This is a genomic window from Neisseria sp. 74A18 (genome assembly GCF_001308005.1).
GTDB lineage: Bacteria > Pseudomonadota > Gammaproteobacteria > Burkholderiales > Neisseriaceae > Neisseria > Neisseria dumasiana.
In genome coordinates, this window is the sequence record NZ_LGZA01000011.1 from 41,739 (window position 1) to 58,361 (window position 16,623).

Annotated in this window: 14 protein-coding genes; 5 read left to right on the forward strand and 9 right to left on the reverse strand. The window is 50.0% G+C overall.

Features of this window, described 5'->3' with window-relative positions; all coding sequences use genetic code 11:
• Positions 1–113 precede the first annotated feature (113 nt).
• From AKG43_RS05245 to AKG43_RS05255, 3 genes are read right to left on the reverse strand one after another with little or no spacing between them, the layout of a single operon-like run.
• On the reverse strand, positions 114–641 hold the full coding sequence (locus AKG43_RS05245) for a hypothetical protein (RefSeq protein ID WP_054599515.1): 528 nt from the start codon (positions 639–641) through the stop codon (positions 114–116).
• A 59-nt stretch (positions 642–700) separates the two neighbouring features.
• The gene (locus tag AKG43_RS05250; protein ID WP_054599516.1) at positions 701–1,225 is read right to left on the reverse strand and encodes a hypothetical protein; all 525 of its coding nucleotides are present in this window, start codon (positions 1,223–1,225) and stop codon (positions 701–703) included.
• A gap of 54 nt (positions 1,226–1,279) precedes the next feature.
• Positions 1,280–3,361 (reverse strand): hypothetical protein, encoded by a 2,082-nt coding sequence (locus AKG43_RS05255; protein WP_054599517.1) that lies wholly within the window; start codon positions 3,359–3,361, stop codon positions 1,280–1,282.
• A gap of 25 nt (positions 3,362–3,386) precedes the next feature.
• On the opposite strand from AKG43_RS05255, the gene AKG43_RS13235 reads away from it, so the two are divergent.
• The 3 genes from AKG43_RS13235 to AKG43_RS05265 all read left to right on the forward strand — a co-directional run bounded on the left by AKG43_RS13235 (position 3,387) and on the right by AKG43_RS05265 (position 7,490).
• Complete coding sequence (locus AKG43_RS13235; RefSeq protein WP_231718117.1) at positions 3,387–3,548, forward strand: lipoprotein signal peptidase; 162 nt, start codon at positions 3,387–3,389, stop codon at positions 3,546–3,548.
• Positions 3,549–3,691: 143 nt separating this feature from the next.
• Entirely contained in the window at positions 3,692–6,265 is a 2,574-nt protein-coding gene (mutS, locus tag AKG43_RS05260) for a DNA mismatch repair protein MutS (RefSeq protein WP_054599518.1), read from the forward strand.
• Positions 6,266–6,509: 244 nt separating this feature from the next.
• Positions 6,510–7,490: a glycosyltransferase gene (locus AKG43_RS05265; RefSeq protein WP_082402985.1), complete on the forward strand. Its 981-nt coding sequence runs from the start codon at positions 6,510–6,512 to the stop codon at positions 7,488–7,490.
• 92 nt (positions 7,491–7,582) lie between these two features.
• Here AKG43_RS05265 and AKG43_RS05270 read toward each other — a convergent pair whose 3' ends face one another.
• A complete protein-coding gene (locus tag AKG43_RS05270; protein ID WP_054599519.1) occupies positions 7,583–8,533 on the reverse strand; it encodes a D-2-hydroxyacid dehydrogenase in 951 nt (316 codons plus the stop codon).
• Positions 8,534–8,786: 253 nt separating this feature from the next.
• On the opposite strand from AKG43_RS05270, the gene AKG43_RS05275 reads away from it, so the two are divergent.
• On the forward strand, positions 8,787–9,035 hold the full coding sequence (locus AKG43_RS05275; protein ID WP_054599520.1) for a DUF2061 domain-containing protein: 249 nt from the start codon (positions 8,787–8,789) through the stop codon (positions 9,033–9,035).
• Between the two features lie 206 nt (positions 9,036–9,241).
• A complete protein-coding gene (locus tag AKG43_RS05280) occupies positions 9,242–9,568 on the forward strand; it encodes an FKBP-type peptidyl-prolyl cis-trans isomerase (RefSeq protein WP_054599521.1) in 327 nt (108 codons plus the stop codon).
• A gap of 94 nt (positions 9,569–9,662) precedes the next feature.
• On the opposite strand, the gene murA is transcribed toward AKG43_RS05280, so the two are convergent.
• The 5 genes from murA to AKG43_RS12225 form a co-directional block, all read right to left on the reverse strand.
• Positions 9,663–10,913: a UDP-N-acetylglucosamine 1-carboxyvinyltransferase gene (murA, locus tag AKG43_RS05285; RefSeq protein ID WP_054599522.1), complete on the reverse strand. Its 1,251-nt coding sequence runs from the start codon at positions 10,911–10,913 to the stop codon at positions 9,663–9,665.
• A 421-nt stretch (positions 10,914–11,334) separates the two neighbouring features.
• Complete coding sequence (locus AKG43_RS05290; RefSeq protein ID WP_054599523.1) at positions 11,335–12,216, reverse strand: PoNe immunity protein domain-containing protein; 882 nt, start codon at positions 12,214–12,216, stop codon at positions 11,335–11,337.
• A 171-nt stretch (positions 12,217–12,387) separates the two neighbouring features.
• The gene (locus tag AKG43_RS05295; RefSeq protein WP_054599524.1) at positions 12,388–13,269 is read right to left on the reverse strand and encodes a PoNe immunity protein domain-containing protein; all 882 of its coding nucleotides are present in this window, start codon (positions 13,267–13,269) and stop codon (positions 12,388–12,390) included.
• A gap of 12 nt (positions 13,270–13,281) precedes the next feature.
• Complete coding sequence (locus tag AKG43_RS05300) at positions 13,282–14,604, reverse strand: hypothetical protein (protein ID WP_054599525.1); 1,323 nt, start codon at positions 14,602–14,604, stop codon at positions 13,282–13,284.
• Positions 14,597–16,623 (reverse strand): type VI secretion system Vgr family protein (locus AKG43_RS12225; protein WP_082402986.1); only part of this gene is annotated, 2,027 nt, incomplete at its 5' end. The genes AKG43_RS05300 and AKG43_RS12225, both read right to left, overlap by 8 nt.

Here is a 16,623-nt window from a genome sequence, read left to right on the forward strand (position 1 = left end):
ATCACCGCTTAATCGTATCCGCACCGCCAATAAGCAATATATAAAGGGTGCAGACAAATATTCGTGCGTTATTGATATTCGAGCCCGTCTGAAAAGTTTCAGACGGCCTCGGGTTATTTTCTGATTTTATCTATGTAATAAAGCATAAGAGAAAGGGGCACTCTGATACCTGCATAAATACATACCTGTTTGACAATCATCATAAATAAAAACAAAACCGGATTATTGTGGAACGATTCGCTGGTACCGAAGCTGCGCCTGAATGTGGGTTCTCTAAATTCCTGAGGGTTCAAACTTAAGAAAAATGTGGCTATACCCAATCCCAACATGACTAGGCAGGCAAACCAAAGAGATTTGGATACATATTCAATTCCGTCTTTACGTAAAATTCCTACAAATACGCCTGCAATGATGGCCAATACGACTGAAAAACTATTAGTGATTTTGGCTGCAAAAGGATAATACGTAGGAGAGTAATAACCGTTTCCCAATAAGTAATGATCAATCAGATTGTTTAACATATGGTCGAACCTGTTGTTGGGGTCGATGTATGCAGGAGAAATGATAAATATCACTACCGTAGAAGCAAGAAGCGGATAAAAAATATAATTTTCCGCTTTCTTTTTTTGTTCTTTATTCATAATCAAGCTCCAAAGGCCGTCTGAAAGTTAAAGTTTCAGACGGCCTCATCAGGTTATTTTTAATCTGTGCTTTTTTTCGGCGAAGATAAAAGATAAAGAGAATATGTGATTGAGGCTCTTAAAAACACATAAATAATGACACTTTTCGATACCATTAAAAACAGAAACAGTACCGGATTGTTGTGGAAACTTTCCGTTACGCCGAAGCTCCTGCCGCTCACAACCTTAAACTCCTGTGGGGTAATGCTAATCCAAAACATATAGCAACTAACTACAAATAATGCCGCCATAATCAGCCACAAATTCTTAGGAATTTTGCTTCTGATAACGCTGTCTCTGCGCCAGATACCCATCACAATACCGCCAATTACTGCACACACCACCGAAAAAGCATTCACTACCCGCGCCGCAAACGGGTAGCGCGGCGGTTTGTAGTAGCCGTCGGCAAATATCGATCGGTCTATCAGGCTGTTGAGGAAAAAGTCGAATCCGCTTTCGGCATGTGCCGGCAATACGGTAAATACCAATATCGGTAAGATAAACAAACCACATATAAGATAATTTTCTATTTTTGCTTTATTCATGATCCAATCCTTATGAGGCCGTCTGAATTTCAGACGGCCTGTTTTTACCAAAACTTACAGTTGCGTGTTTTCCTGCATATCGGGAAGCGGTTGGCTTGGCGGAATCTGGGGATAGGCCGGATCTTCCTGCCCGATAAATTTAAAAGCATCTTCTATGGCATTGTCTCCGAATATTCTTTCCAGCTCTTCATTTTGATATTGAATGATGGAATCATACAGATCGGGAAAAGGCAGCTCGGCAGCATTAATCGGCTCAAGCAGGCCGCTGACGTATTCTTTTACCGTACTATTGTCGGCATCTGCCTGGGCTTGGGCATATTCAAGGTTGATGGCGGGTTCTTCGGTTAAGACAAAGCCGCCCTCTTGCTGCACACTTGGTTCAGGAGCGGTTTCGGGCGGAGCATGCTCGGCAACGGTTTGCCCAGTTTGTTTCAGCTGCTCTGCAAATTCGGGGGAAACATTCTCCGGGGCTATGTTTTCGTAACGATCGGCTGCTACATTAAGATTTCCCGCCACATTGGCTTCGCCGATAACGGTAAAACTCTCAGCCTTAAGCTCAAGGTTCTGAAAATTCTGCCTGCCTATAACGGTAATATGGTCTGCTTCGAGTTTTACATCGTCTTGATGGTTATAGTTGCCTGCCAAAACCAATTCAAGCGGTCGGCTTTGCGAAGTTTCGCCAAAATCGAACTTACCCGATTCTGAAATTTCTTTATCCAGTGAATCCAGCGGCTGGATTAGTAGATAAGTAGTACCGGCACTTACAACAACTGTTATACCGGTTGCTATAGCAGCAGGAACGCCCATACCTGCAACAAGGAACCCCGCACCTGCGCCTACCAGCACGCCGCCCGCCACGGCAACGGGCGTTAAGGCAATTTTGGCCAAAGAACCCGCCACGGGATCCCAGTTGTCGGTTTCAACTGCCGTTTTGATCCGGGAGCCCAACTCCCACATATCTAAAGCGATTCCGACAAACCCCAAGGTTTTGGCAATACCTTTCAAATAGTAGAGTTTTCCGGCCAATTCGCCTTCAGCTTTTACGATTTCTGTGGTCTCGGTGCGCAGTTTTTCTGCCAGTTCGCTCAAGGCTTCTTTATTTTGGGCATAAAATTCCCGACGTTCGCCGTAAAGGTGGCCTTCTTCCAATTGAATAATGTTTTTGGAAAGCTCGGCAGCGGTATTGTGGCTGAAAGAAGATTCAACCTTGAGCTGATCCAATTGCTTCATCAATTCTTGGTGCGGATTTTTCAAGGCAGCTTCAGTATAAGTAACGGCATCACCGAGTGCGCCTAGGGCTTGGCTTTCGGGGTGTGGCTCTGCGGGTGCGGTTTCGGCGGTTTGCGGAGGGGGTTTCTGAGGATTTTGAACTGCCACATCGGGCGCGGGTTTGAATTCGGGCGGGTTGCGTGGAATATCGCCGGTAATGATGTTGCTGCCTATAGACGATAGCCGCTCTATAGAAGGCTTTTCCTGCGGCACAGGCAGAGGGGAAAGAACAACAGCACCGCTGTCTGACGACACGGACGGAAGTTCTTCGGGCTTGGGCAGCTCGGGCGGCAAGGGGTTGTTTTGCTGCTGGATCACTGCGGCAATTTCGCTGCCGCTCAGTTGTATTTCCCTTTTGGCGGCTACTGAAACACCGGGAATACTTTCTGAATTGTCGGAGGTCGATACCCGCGGGGCAGTGCCGACGATTTGCCAAAAACCTTTGTTTTCACCATATGAAACATATTCTTTATCGGGCAGTGCGGGGTTGGTGTAAATTTTTAATACATGGCCGTCGACACTGGTGTCTTGCTGAATGGTAGTACCGTTGAGGTTTTGGAAAAATCCGGCAATTTCGCGGGGAGAGCTGCTGCCTATTTTTTGAAGCTCCTGTACGCTGTAGTCTTTTGATCCGTTGATGGTTTTCGGTGTAGTATCGATAATGGCAGATACCGACGGGATGGCAGGCTGCTCGGTTTTGGAAATGGGAACGTAATCCGAAGGTTTGGGTAAGGCCGGCGGAGACGTTCGAACGTAATCCGATGCCTTCGGTGTAGAAATAGGCCGCCAATCGCTTGTACCAAAGTTTTCTTTCGGGTCAATTCTCCAGCCGCTGAAATGGCGGTCAATCGGGCCGTATAAATTCATTTTTCTGCTCCTGAGATAGAACACTATCGGGTTGAGACCTTTGCAAAACCCCCATCTGCGGCGCATTTCTGCGTTGTGCGCTGCTCGCTCGTTTGCCTATCTATATGATATGTCTGCACTCGCTGTGCTGCTACGCCTTGAACTGCATCCACATCTGGGAGTTTTGCAAAGGTCTCGGGTTAGTTAAAAACAGGCGATCAAATCATAAATAAAAATCATTCTTAACTGAATTCAGACTAAACGCCGTCTGAAAAGTTTCAGACGGCCTCAACCCTTGCCCCGTTTGCTACAATACGCCTCTTCAAGATTCACACCACAAGGCCGTCTGAAATGACCAAACCTGCCGTTTCCCCGATGATGCAGCAATATCTCGACATCAAAGCGCATCACACCGACAAGCTGGTGTTTTACCGCATGGGCGACTTTTACGAGCTGTTTCTCGACGACGCAGTGGAGGCGGCCAAGCTGCTCGACATCACGCTGACCACGCGCGGGCAGATGAACGGCGAGCCGATCAAGATGGCGGGCGTGCCGTTTCATGCCGCCGAGCAATATCTGGCGCGGCTCGTGAAAATGGGCAAAAGCGTGGCGATTTGCGAGCAAACCGGCGAAGTAGGCGCGAGTAAAGGGCCGGTGGAGCGCAAAGTGGTGCGCATCGTTACCCCCGGCACGCTCACCGACAGCGCGTTTCTCGAAGACAAAGAAACCAACCGCATCGTAGCCGTGTGTGCCGACAAAAAGCACATCGGCTTGGCGTGGGCATCGCTGCAAAGCGGTGAATTCAAGGTCAAACTCACCACCGCCGACAAACTGACCGACGAGCTTGCCCGCTTGCAGGCCGCCGAAATTCTGCTGCCCGACGGCAAAAACGCACCGCCGCTTCAGGCGGCCAATATCACGCGGCTGAACCATTGGCAGTTTGCCGCCGATACCGCAGCCAAGCTGCTCACCGATTATTTCGGCAGCCAAGATTTGCTCGGTTTCGGCTTGAATTTGGACGACCATGCCGCCGCCATCGGTGCAGCCGGTGCGCTGCTCAACTATATCCGCCTTACCCAAAACCACTTGCCGCAGCATCTCGACGGCCTCTCGCTCGAAACCGAAAACCAATATATCGGCATGGATGCCGCTACCCGCCGCAATCTGGAAATCACCCAAACGCTTACCGGCAAAAAATCGCCGACGCTGTTTTCCGTGCTCGACGACTGCGCCACCCATATGGGCAGCCGCCTGCTGGCTTTGTGGCTGCACCATCCGTTGCGCAACCGCACCCATATTCAGGCGCGGCAGCAGGCGGTGTTGGAATTGCAAAACCATTATGCAGACCTGCAAGGCCGTCTGAAAAACATTGCCGACATCGAACGCATCGCCGCCCGCATCGCCGTGGGTAACGCCCGCCCGCGCGATTTGGCCGCATTGCGCGACAGCCTGTTTGTTTTGGCCGAAACCGAACTGCCCGCCGGCGGCAGCAGTTTGCTGCAAACCCTGCAAAACGTGTTCCCCGAAACCCTGCCGATTGCCGAAAAACTGCAAGCCGCGATTCTGCCCGAACCCTCGGTTTGGCTGCGCGACGGCGGCGTGATCAACGAAGGCTTCCACGCCGGATTGGACGAACTGCGCCATATCCAAAACCACGGCGACGAATTTTTGCTCGCCCTCGAAGCCCGCGAACGCGAGCGCACCGGCTTATCTACCTTAAAAGTAGAGTTCAACCGCGTGCACGGTTTTTATATCGAACTTTCCAAAGTACAGGCCGAACAAGCACCGGCCGATTACCAACGCCGCCAAACGCTGAAAAACGCCGAGCGTTTTATCACACCCGAACTCAAAACCTTTGAAGACAAAGTGTTGACCGCGCAAGAGCAGGCGTTGGCATTGGAAAAACAGCTTTACGAAACCCTGCTGAAAGAACTTCAGACGGCCTTACCGCAGCTGCAAAAAGCCGCCAAAGCCGCCGCCTCGCTGGACGTGTTGTCCACCTTTGCCAAACACAGCGAAGAGCGCGGTTACGTTTGCCCCGAGTTTGTCGATTACCCCTTAATCGAAATCGACAACGGCCGCCATCCCGTGGTCGAGCAGCAAGTGCGCCACTTCACCGCCAACCACACCGCCCTCGACCACAAACACCGCCTGATGTTGCTCACCGGCCCCAATATGGGCGGTAAATCCACCTACATGCGCCAAGTGGCCTTGATTGTGCTACTGGCACACACCGGCGCGTTCGTGCCTGCCGACGCAGCCAAAATCGGCACCATCGACCAGATTTTCACCCGCATCGGCGCGTCCGACGATTTGGCCGGCAACCGCTCGACCTTCATGGTGGAAATGAGCGAAACCGCCTACATTCTGCACCACGCCACCGAACAATCGCTGGTGTTGATGGACGAAGTCGGCCGCGGCACCTCCACCTTCGACGGCCTCGCCCTCGCGCAAGCCATCGCCGAACATCTGATTCAGAAAAACAAATCGTTCAGCCTGTTTGCCACCCATTATTTCGAGCTGACCCGCCTGCCCGAAGCCCATGCCACCGCCGTGAACATGCACTTGTCGGCACTCGAAGAAGGGCAGGACATCGTGTTCCTGCACCACATCGAACCCGGCCCCGCCAGCAAAAGCTACGGTATCGCCGTCGCCAAACTTGCCGGGCTGCCCGCCCGCGCGTTGAAGTCCGCCCACAAACATTTGAACGAACTCGAAGCCCAAGCCGCCGCCAACCGCCCGCAGATGGATATTTTCAATATGATGCCGTCTGAAAACGAAGATACGGCATGGGAGGAAAACGAAACCGAACCGGCATCCGCGCCTAATCCCGCATTAGAAGCACTCAAAGCCGTCAACCCCGACGAACTCTCGCCGCGCGAGGCTTTGGAATGGGTGTATAAATTGAAGGGCTTGGCCGGTTAAAACATGTGGCCGATTCGCTTGCGAAACGGTGTTTTTGGTTAAAGTTTGCCCGCCAAGCACACCGGCAACGCACCTCAAGGAACTATTTTCCCGTACAAGGGTCATTCGAATAAATAAGCCTCTATGAAATAGTTGCGTGTTATGCGGTATGTGTTCCCCCAATTTCTCAAACCGCATCTGCATCCGGCTGTTTCGGGAGGTTTTTTCAATTTATAGTCCGTAACCGGTTGCAAGGATTTTCATCATGAATTTATCTTTTATCATTCCGATTTATAACGGGGGGAAGTTCATTGAAAATTTGGGCAGTAACATCAAAAACATTTACCAAGCCATTGATGATGTGGAATTTATCATTGTGAACGACGGCTCTACCGACGACACTTCCGAAAAACTGCACCGCTTCTTAAATGACCATCCCGAAATATCGGCCCGTTGCCGGCTGATCGAATGCGAAAACGGCGGAGTCAGCCGCGCCCGCAATCAGGCTTTGGATCAGGCCGTAGGAAGATATGTGATGTTTATGGATCACGACGATAACGTCGATGCGGTTAAATTGGGCGGCTTGTTCAACAGCCTGTGCGTGCAGGATGCCGATATTCTGCATTTCAACTGCCGTTATCCCGTAAGCGGACACAGCCAAACCGTCGATACTAACCGCTTTATGGTTGATTTTCCGTTTGTATCGTATGTGTGGAGCTATATTTACAGACGCAGCCTCATCGAAAATATCGGCCTGCGTTTCAACGAAAACATGAAATATCTCGAAGACGGCCTGTTTGTGCTGGCGTATCTCTTCCAAACCGATAAAATCATGGTGAGCGACGAACAGGTTTACGATTATGTAGATAATCCCGATTCGGCTATGCGGGCGCAACGCAGCGACGCACAAAATAAAAAGTTTCTTGATGATGTGTCATCAGCCGTAAAAGGCTACACCGAGTTGGCAGAAAGCCGCAGCAACTCACCGGTTTACAGCCGCTTGAAAGAAATACGCGATTCGTTTTTGTTTATTTATATTGTGAACATGTTGAAACTGAATCTCGGCAAAAAAGAATTTTTCAGCCGCCTGCAAAATGTCGGCTACGATTTCAAGATGGCCAATTATCCGAGCAAATTCAATAACCGCCTGCCGGTAAGAATGCTGTGCGGTTTATTCAGAAGCAAGCCGCTGCTGAACCTGACCCTGCAAACCGGTGCATTCAACCTGTTGAGAAAATTTGTATAATCCGTATCAATATTGGAGGCCGTCTGAAAAACATATTTCAGACGGCCTCCAATTTTATGTTTTTCCGAAACCTTCCGATTTATCGCTTTCGGTCAAACCAGATTCTGCGGATGCGCCGCCACAAACCGATTGATGTTTTCCGTCAACATATCAAACAGGCGGTTACGCGCTTCCAAACTGCCCCAAGCCATGTGCGGCGTTACAATCAAATGCGGCAGGCGCGCTTTTAGCAAGGGGTTGCCGTGGCGCGGCGGCTCTTCGGTTAATACATCCACCCCCGCACCGCCGAGCTGGCCGTATTTCAACGCGGCCACCAAAGCCGCTTCATCTACCAAACCGCCGCGCGCGCAATTGATCAGCAGCGCGCCCGGTTTCATGTGTTGCAGCTCCGCTTCGCCTATCATACCGGCGGTTTCGTCGGTTAGCGGGCAATGCAGCGACACCGCATCGGCACAACCCAGAGCCTCGTAAAACGGCAAATAACCCTCGCGCACGCTGCGGGCATGTTTATGTTCGCCGAACACCACGTTCATACCGAAAGCCCGCGCGTAACCGGCCAGCTTGACGCCGATGCCGCCCTTGCCGAATATGGCCAGCGTTTTACCGTTCAAATCCCGCATGGGCGCACCGAAATGGCAGAAAAAAGGCGACCGCTCCCAAATGCCTGCCGATAAATCCCGCTGATAGGCGGGCAGGTTGCGCATCAATGCAATCATCAGCATAAAAGCATGTTCGGCAACCGAATCATTGCCGTAATTGCGGATATTACACACCGCCACGCCCGCTGCTTTGGCCGCCGCAACGTCGATGTTGTTGACGCCCGTAGCCGATACCGCAATCAGTTTTAAATTCGGGTTGCCGGCGATATGTTGCGAATCAATAACAGTTTTATTGGTAATCACAATATCGGCGCCTTCGATACGGGCGGCCACATCTTCGTTTTCGGTATAGGCATATTCTTGAATTTCGTGGCTAAAATCAAACGCAAAAGGCCGTTCTACCAAGGTTCCCTGATCCAGAACCACAATTTTCCATGTCAACATAATTACTCTTTGCTATTAGTAAATGATAATTAATAAAAAATAGCTAAATAAACATTGTCAGAATCAAATTCATCATCTGCCGGTTCATTATTTAAGATACTTCGCATTCTACAGATTAAAATTTTTTCAGACGGCCTCGAACCGTATAACCGAATTTTTAAGCGTCTGTTCCCAATATTCCTGCCCAACAGTTTTTCAAAACAAAACCGCAGGCAACAGACGGAAACTTTGAACAGACCCTAAGGACATACCCATGTTGAAAACCATTACCTTCGCCATTCTACACTTCGGCGTAGCCTTCAGCGTAACCTATATACTCACGGGCAGCATCGGCATTTCCGGTGCGGTTGCCCTTATCGAACCGATTGCCAATACTTTCGTGTTTTATTTTCACGAAAAAGCATGGAACCGTTACGAGCGCAAGAAAAACATCCGTTCCCAAAGCAGCCCCTTTCCGCTTCACCAATGCGTAGGCGCAGACACATACAGCCAATCAACTTAAGAAAAGCACATTCCAACCTTCACACCGCCCGACGCGAAGCAAAGGTTTTCCCGCAAGTCGGTGCTATGTTATTCTTGCCACTCCCAACCGAGACCTTCGCACCATTATCCGAGGCGTATTTCAGCGTTGTGCTGCCACGCCTTCAACTGCCCGCAGATGGGCGTTTTGCAAAGGTCTATAACCTAAATCAAAGATGAAAGAAAAACATGAGCCTGATTATTGAAGATATCCAAACCGGCCACGGCAAAGAAGCCGTAAAAGGCAAAGAAATTACCGTACACTACACAGGTTGGCTGGAAGACGGCACCAAATTCGATTCCAGCCTCGACCGCCGCCAGCCCTTAACCATTACCCTCGGTGTGGGCCAAGTGATTCAAGGCTGGGACGAAGGATTCGACGGCATGAAAGAAGGCGGCAAACGCAAACTCACCATCCCGCCCGAAATGGGCTACGGTGCCCACGGCGCGGGCGGTGTGATTCCTCCCCATGCCACACTTGTTTTTGAAGTGGAATTATTGAAAGTGTATGAATAAGCCGGCAGGCAGAAAATAACAACAGGCCGTCTGAAAAACATTTTTCAGACGGCCTGAGATTTTTAATCCAATCCGGATGCTTATCCAATAAGCATTAAGAAATACGCTCGATTTTCGCACCTACTTGACCGAGTTTGGTTTCAATGTGCTCGTAACCGCGGTCAAGATGGTAAATACGCTCCACAACCGTTTCACCGTCGGCAACCAAACCCGCGATAACCAAGCTGGCAGAAGCACGCAAGTCGGTAGCCATCACCGTTGCGCCCGAAAGCCTTTCAACACCTTTCACAATCGCCGTATTGCCTTCCGCAGAAATATTCGCACCCATACGGTTCAACTCCGGCACATGCATAAAACGGTTTTCAAAAATCGTTTCCACCACCTTGCCCGTGCCTTCGGCAATCGCATTCATCGCCATAAACTGCGCCTGCATGTCGGTAGGAAAACCCGGGTGCACAACCGTGCGGATATCCACAGCTTTCGGACGCTGCTGCATATCGATAGAAATCCAATCGTCGCCCGCCTCGATAACCGCACCCGCTTCAACCAGCTTGTCGAGTATCACTTCCATGGTTTTCGGCGCAGCATTACGCAGCACCACTTTACCGCCCGTCATCGCAACCGCACACAAAAACGTACCCGCTTCAATACGGTCGGGAACCACGCTGTGCTCGCAGCCGTGCAGCTCTTTCACGCCCTCAACCGTCATCACAGAAGTACCGATGCCGCTGATTTTCGCACCCATTTTGACCAAACATTCGGCCAAATCCACCACTTCAGGCTCAATGGCGCAATTTTCCAAAACCGTTGTGCCTTCAGCCAAAGTAGCAGCCATCAACAGGTTTTCCGTGCCGCCGACCGTTACCACATCCATCACCACCCGCGCACCTTTCAGACGGCCTTTGGCTTTCACATAACCGTGTTCAATGGTAATTTCGGCTCCCATCGCTTCCAAACCCTTCAAATGCTGATCCACAGGCCGCGAACCGATGGCACACCCGCCCGGCAAGCTCACCTGAGCCTCGCCGAAACGCGCCAACGTAGGGCCGAGCACCAAAATCGAAGCACGCATGGTTTTCACCAATTCATAAGGAGCAACCGTATTGTTTACCGTGCCCCCGTTGATTTCAAATTCATGCACGTTATCAGTCAACACCCGCGCACCCATGCCTTGCAACAGTTTTTGGGTAGTTTTCACATCGCGCAGCATGGGCACGTTTTTCAAACGCAACGTATCAGCAGTGAGCAAACCGGCACACATCAGCGGCAAAGCAGCATTTTTGGCACCGGATACAGTAATTTCGCCGTTTAACGGCCCGTTGGCAGAGATTTTGAGTTTATCCACAATCGTTCTTTCGGTAATTCAGCTCCGGTTCGGCAAAACCGCAACCGGCGCGGTCAGTGTTTCTGAATGGTTAGTATGAGTTAGAAATAAATCGCGGATTATAAAGTATTCCGCCCGCCGAGTATCGCCCCAAGCTAATTTTAGCTGACGGTTTTTAAGTAAAAATACAACCGGAAAAAGCAAAAAATTGCACACGCTCCCAACCTTTGCAAGTGAAAAGCAACTTCGGTATATAACCGTTTATAAATAACTGACCGATTTTCAGATACTGGCCAATCTATATGACTGTAATTCAGCAAAACCAAATCAAAACAAGATAGCTGATTTCTACCGAACATCACTTAGAAACTCTATTGTTGAATCATTGTCTCTCGATTAGGCCGTCTGAAAAAGTTTACTTCTTTTCAGACGGCCTTAGATATTATTTCAGTGTAGCGAATCCGTGTGTTCGTGCGTATTCGACATAGTCTTTCGGATAAAACGACATTTCTTTAAAAGGTTTGGAGAAATAAGGCAGATCAAGCAGCACCGACAACATACCCGCTTCAAACGACCAATAGCCAAAGAAATTTTCTCCATCACGTTTTTTATGGCGATCATACCAATAAGTATCTTTACTGGTTTTATACCATCCGCGCAGATACTGCTGCATCAGTTCGGTGCGCCGCTGTGTTGGAGAAACAGACGGCTGCCCCTGCTCGCGTGTCGGGTTGATGATTTCGGGTATCAGCATATACACACTTTTCGGGAAAAACGGCTCGGCATCAACCTGTACTTTGCCCGTATAGCCGATGAAATCCAATAATGCTTTCAGCGGTTCATCCACCAAAGGCGCGCCGCCTTTGATCCAGTCGCCGTTTTCGTCCAAATCGGGAGCCAGCCAATTGGGGATGCGCTCCAAACTGGGTTTGTGGTTGGACAATACCGCCAATCCTAGCAGCCACAGGATATAGGCGTAGGTGTCCGGCTCCCACAGTTGTAGTTTTCTCTCGGGAAAATCAACACCAAAATGCTTGTGGAAGCGTTCGAGCATATCGTGGGTGGCGGCGATGACTTCGGGCATCGGGTGGCCGGCGGAGTAGAGAAGTTGGGTGTATTCCATTGCTTCTGATATTTGATCCCAACTCATTCTGCGATAGTAAGTCTCGACATCTTCAGGATCATTTAAATCCCATCCGTCTTCGGCAAGTGGTTTTTTGTCGAAAATATTTTTACTTAATTTATTTTTAGCATATTCCTGGTTTTCAAGATAAAATTTTTCCTGTAAAAAAATAGCTCGTTTATTTTTTTCAAATTCGCACATATCCAATCCTTTCTATTTTTTAACCTTGTCGATTACTTTGGCATTTTTATCCGGTTTGTAGATTTTCACCACTTCGCCTTCGGGACCGACTATCATCCGCAGGCTTTTGCAAATGCCTTTTACTCGCCAATCCGACAAAGGCCGTCTGAAATTTTCAGACGGCCTTAGATATTATTTCAGCGTGGCGAATCCGTGTGTTCGTGCGTATTCGACATAGTCTTTCGGATAAAACGACATTTCTTTGAAAGGTTTGGAGAAATAAGGCAGATCAAGCAGCACCGACAACATACCGGCTTCAAACGACCAGTAGCCGAAAAACAGTTCGCCGTCACGCACTATGTGGTAGTCATACCAGTAGGTATCTTTACTGGTTTTATACCATCCGCGCAGATACTGCTGCATCAGTTCGGTGCGCCGCTGTGTTGGAGAAACAGACGGCTGCCCCTGCTCGCGTGTCGGGTTGATGATTTCGGGTATCAGCATATACACACTTTTCGGGAAAAACGGCTCGGCATCAACCTGTACTTTGCCCGTATAGCCGATGAAATCCAATAATGCTTTCAGCGGTTCATCCACCAAAGGCGCGCCGCCTTTGATCCAGTCGCCGTTTTCGTCCAAATCGGGAGCCAGCCAATTGGGGATGCGCTCCAAACTGGGTTTGTGGTTGGACAATACCGCCAATCCTAGCAGCCACAGGATATAGGCGTAGGTGTCCGGCTCCCACAGTTGTAGTTTTCTCTCGGGAAAATCAACACCAAAATGCTTGTGGAAGCGTTCGAGCATATCGTGGGTGGCGGCGATGACTTCGGGCATCGGGTGGCCGGCGGAGTAGAGAAGTTGGGTGTATTCCATTGCTTCTGATATTTGATCCCAACTCATTCTGCGATAGTAAGTCTCGACATCTTCAGGATCATTTAAATCCCATCCGTCTTCGGCAAGTGGTTTTTTGTCGAAAATATTTTTACTTAATTTATTTTTAGCATATTCCTGGTTTTCAAGATAAAATTTTTCCTGTAAAAAAATAGCTCGTTTATTTTTTTCAAATTCGCACATATCCAATCCTTTCTATTTTTTAACCTTGTCGATTACTTTGGCATTTTTATCCAGCTTGTAGATTTCCACTACTTCGCCTTCAGGGCCAACTATCATCAGCCAACTTTCATATTTTTTACTGAAGACAACATCAGCTTGATCTTTACCTATTTCCTTAGGCAATCTCCTTTTAATCCACTCTTCACTCATCTGTCTCCCGTCTCGAGTCTTGCCGAGCAAATCCTCCACTTTCTTGGCTTTGCTCAGCGAACCGTCGCTGTCTGCATATTCCCCCGCCGCCGTTCTGAATTTGGTTTCCGTTACCACATAGGGCGGAGGCGGCTTAGGATTGCTGTATATCCCGTCTATGCCCCGGCCTTTGGGCATATCTTCCAAGCTGCGAACCTGCCTGTTTTCCGGCAGCATGTTGGTAAAGCCTTTTTTGCGCATATGGTCGTCGCTGATGATTTCTCCATAAAGGCCTTTTTTGGCATTGCTCCACCCTCTGACGATTCTGGGATCGTGCCGGACAAGGGGCACCGGTGTTTTTTGGCTCATCCGTGCCGCCTGCAGCCCGCCTGCTTCTTTTTCCAGCTCGTCGGCGATTTCGTTCAGAATCTTTTTCACTCTCTCTACGGCATCTTGCAGAGGACGGGCGGATTTGGCAAGCAGGGATCGGGAATCGGCCAGCAAGGTACGGATATAGGTAGCTGCATCATTCGGTATCAGGTGGCGGTATGTGTCTAGGTAGCCGCTCAATCTGTCGTTCAGTTCCTTCCATTGGTTGATAATGGTTTGCGCATTGATGCTGCCCGCCCAAGAGCGGCATTTGCTGATGGTTGCTCGATAGACTTTGTTCAGGTTGTTATGCCCGATAACCTGAATCACTTTCTCGTCACGCATTAAACCCTTAATCGGTTCAATCGAGGCTTTAATGGCTTTGCTCAGGTTGTTGGCACCGAAACGGCGTATTTTCAAAAAAATGATTTTCAGCACCGCTTTGGCAACATCACCTGCGCCGGGAATGGTTCCTAAAATGGCCAAAACCAAATCTATCCATTTGTAAATTTGCCCGTTGGAATCTTTTTCATTGGTTAGTGCGTAAATACAGGCAATCAAATCCCGTACATCCAATACTTGACCCACAAATGGAACAAACCCTAAAGCAGCATCGGCAATAATCTGGCTGTCGCTACGGTTCGGTTCCCAGTTGCCTTTGAGTGTCCCCCAAATCCAAGTTACGCTTCCGTCGGTTTTTTCTGCAACCCATTTAGCTCCGTTCTTAGCAGCATCAGCTAAATTGTTATAAACCTTACTAAAAAACCTATTGGCTGCGTCTGTGAATGAATCAAACATTTTTTTTCTCCATAGAAGCAGCTATTTCCAAATAATCGAATATGCTGTCTTGTTTGATTTCAACCGGTTCTCCCTCGATAACCAGATTAACAATATCGGATGGCGGATTGTGGATTTCATAAAAGCCTTTTTCATCCGTATTGCCTTGAATAACCTCTCCTGTTTCAAAATAGGCTTTGTATTTAACAGACGGCATGGGCTGCATATCTCCATCCAAATATTGGAAAGCCAGCCAAGTCGGCTCTTTATCTGGCAGCTTGACGAAATGATTAATGTGATTCGGCCCCATCACCTGAAACCCCGCACACTTCACCCACACCATCTTCGGGCAGCCCAGTTCGATGTTGCCGTCTTTAATCTTGATGTACCCCCCGCCGCTGGTGAGCAGGATTTCGTCTTTTGCCGCCACGGTCACTTTTCCCGCGCTGCTGGTGATGGTGGCATCTTTGAGGGCATTGATCTGCATCTCGTCGTTCTGTGCCTGAATCTCCACTTTGCCCTGATTGGCCTGTAACTTCGCGCCGCTGCTTTGGGCAAACAGGTTGACGCTTCCGACCGCATGGGCGGTAAAGTTGCGGCCGGTGCTGATGTCGGTGTCGCCGCCGCTGATATGGTGGATGTGTTGGCCGGCGGTGTGCAGTTGGCTTTGCGGGGTGGCACTGGCGATGCCGTCGGGGGCGGATTGGATGATGCCGGCGCGTTGCAGTTGTTTGAGGCTGTCGTTCAGACGGCCTGCCTGTGCTTCGTTTTGAGCGGTTTGCGCGGCTTTGTTAAGACTTTTGGCTAGGGAGATTGCTTGTTCGATTTGGGCGATGGCGGCATCCATATCCAACACCTGTCCCGAAGCCTGATTTTGGGCGTCGGCACTGATGAACAAACCCTTACCCGCCCGCAATGCACCCCAACTGTCGGTACGCAGCTCGAAGCCTTCGCCGTTGTCGCCGCGTTTTTGTCTTTGGCTGTCGACGATATGGCCGAGGTTGAGTTGGGTTTTGCCGTATTCGGTCGCCAGTTTGATGTGTTCCTGTCCCTGTTTGTCTTCCATCCGCAGCTTATTATTGGCCCAAGTGCGGATAACGTTGCGGGTGTTCCAATCGGCGGGAACGTGGTCGGGGTGAGAACTGTCGTGCATCACTCCACTGATGTAGGGTCTGTCGGGATTACCCTGTACGAACGACAGCATCACTTCGGTGCCTTCGTGCAGCGGGAAGTGTTGGCCGTAGTCGGGGCCGGCATAGGGTTTGGCTAAGCGGATGGGACGGCTTTCTCCGCCCGGGCTCCATTCGTCGAGGTCGAACGGCAGTTTGACGCGGTAGCGCCCCATATTGTCGATATAGGCGTAGGTGTAGTTGCCGGGGCTGGTGACTCTGGCGGGTAGGCTGCCCTGTATCTTCGGCAGCGGGGTGGTGCGTTCGGGGCGGAAGATGCTGTCGGCGGGAATGGCGGTAAAGCTATGGCTGTATGCTTGGTCGCGGCTGCCGCTGTGGGTGAGCGACACTACTAGCCAGCCGTTGGGTGCTTCGCTGAAGCTCGGGGCCGTCTGAAACACTTGGCCGGGGCTGAGGGCGGTGATATTGCCGCTGCCTGAGGCAACGATACGGCGGCTGTGGTCGAGCTGTTGCAGTAAGGCCGTCTGAAGTTGGGCTTCTTCGGGCGTTTTTTGATGCAAACCCCAATGGCTGTCGCTGCCAAGTAGAACGCTGCTGTCGGTTTCCTTATCCTTCGCCGTTACTTGGGACGACAAATCGGTATCGGCATCGCGGTAGTTGTAGTCGCCGACGCGGATGGATTCGAGAATCGGGTTGTGTTTCACCTGTAAGGCGAACACCGCTTCCTCGCCGACACTCTCCAACCCACCATGGGGGCGGTAGGGATAGGGGAAAGTGTGGTTACGAAAATAATGGGCGGCATCGTCACCGAATACCGCCACATCGCCATATTGGGCATTCTGCTCGAAGGCGTACCAAATTCCTTCTTCTTCGCACAGCCGGTTGAGAAAGGCAAAGTCGGATTCCTGAT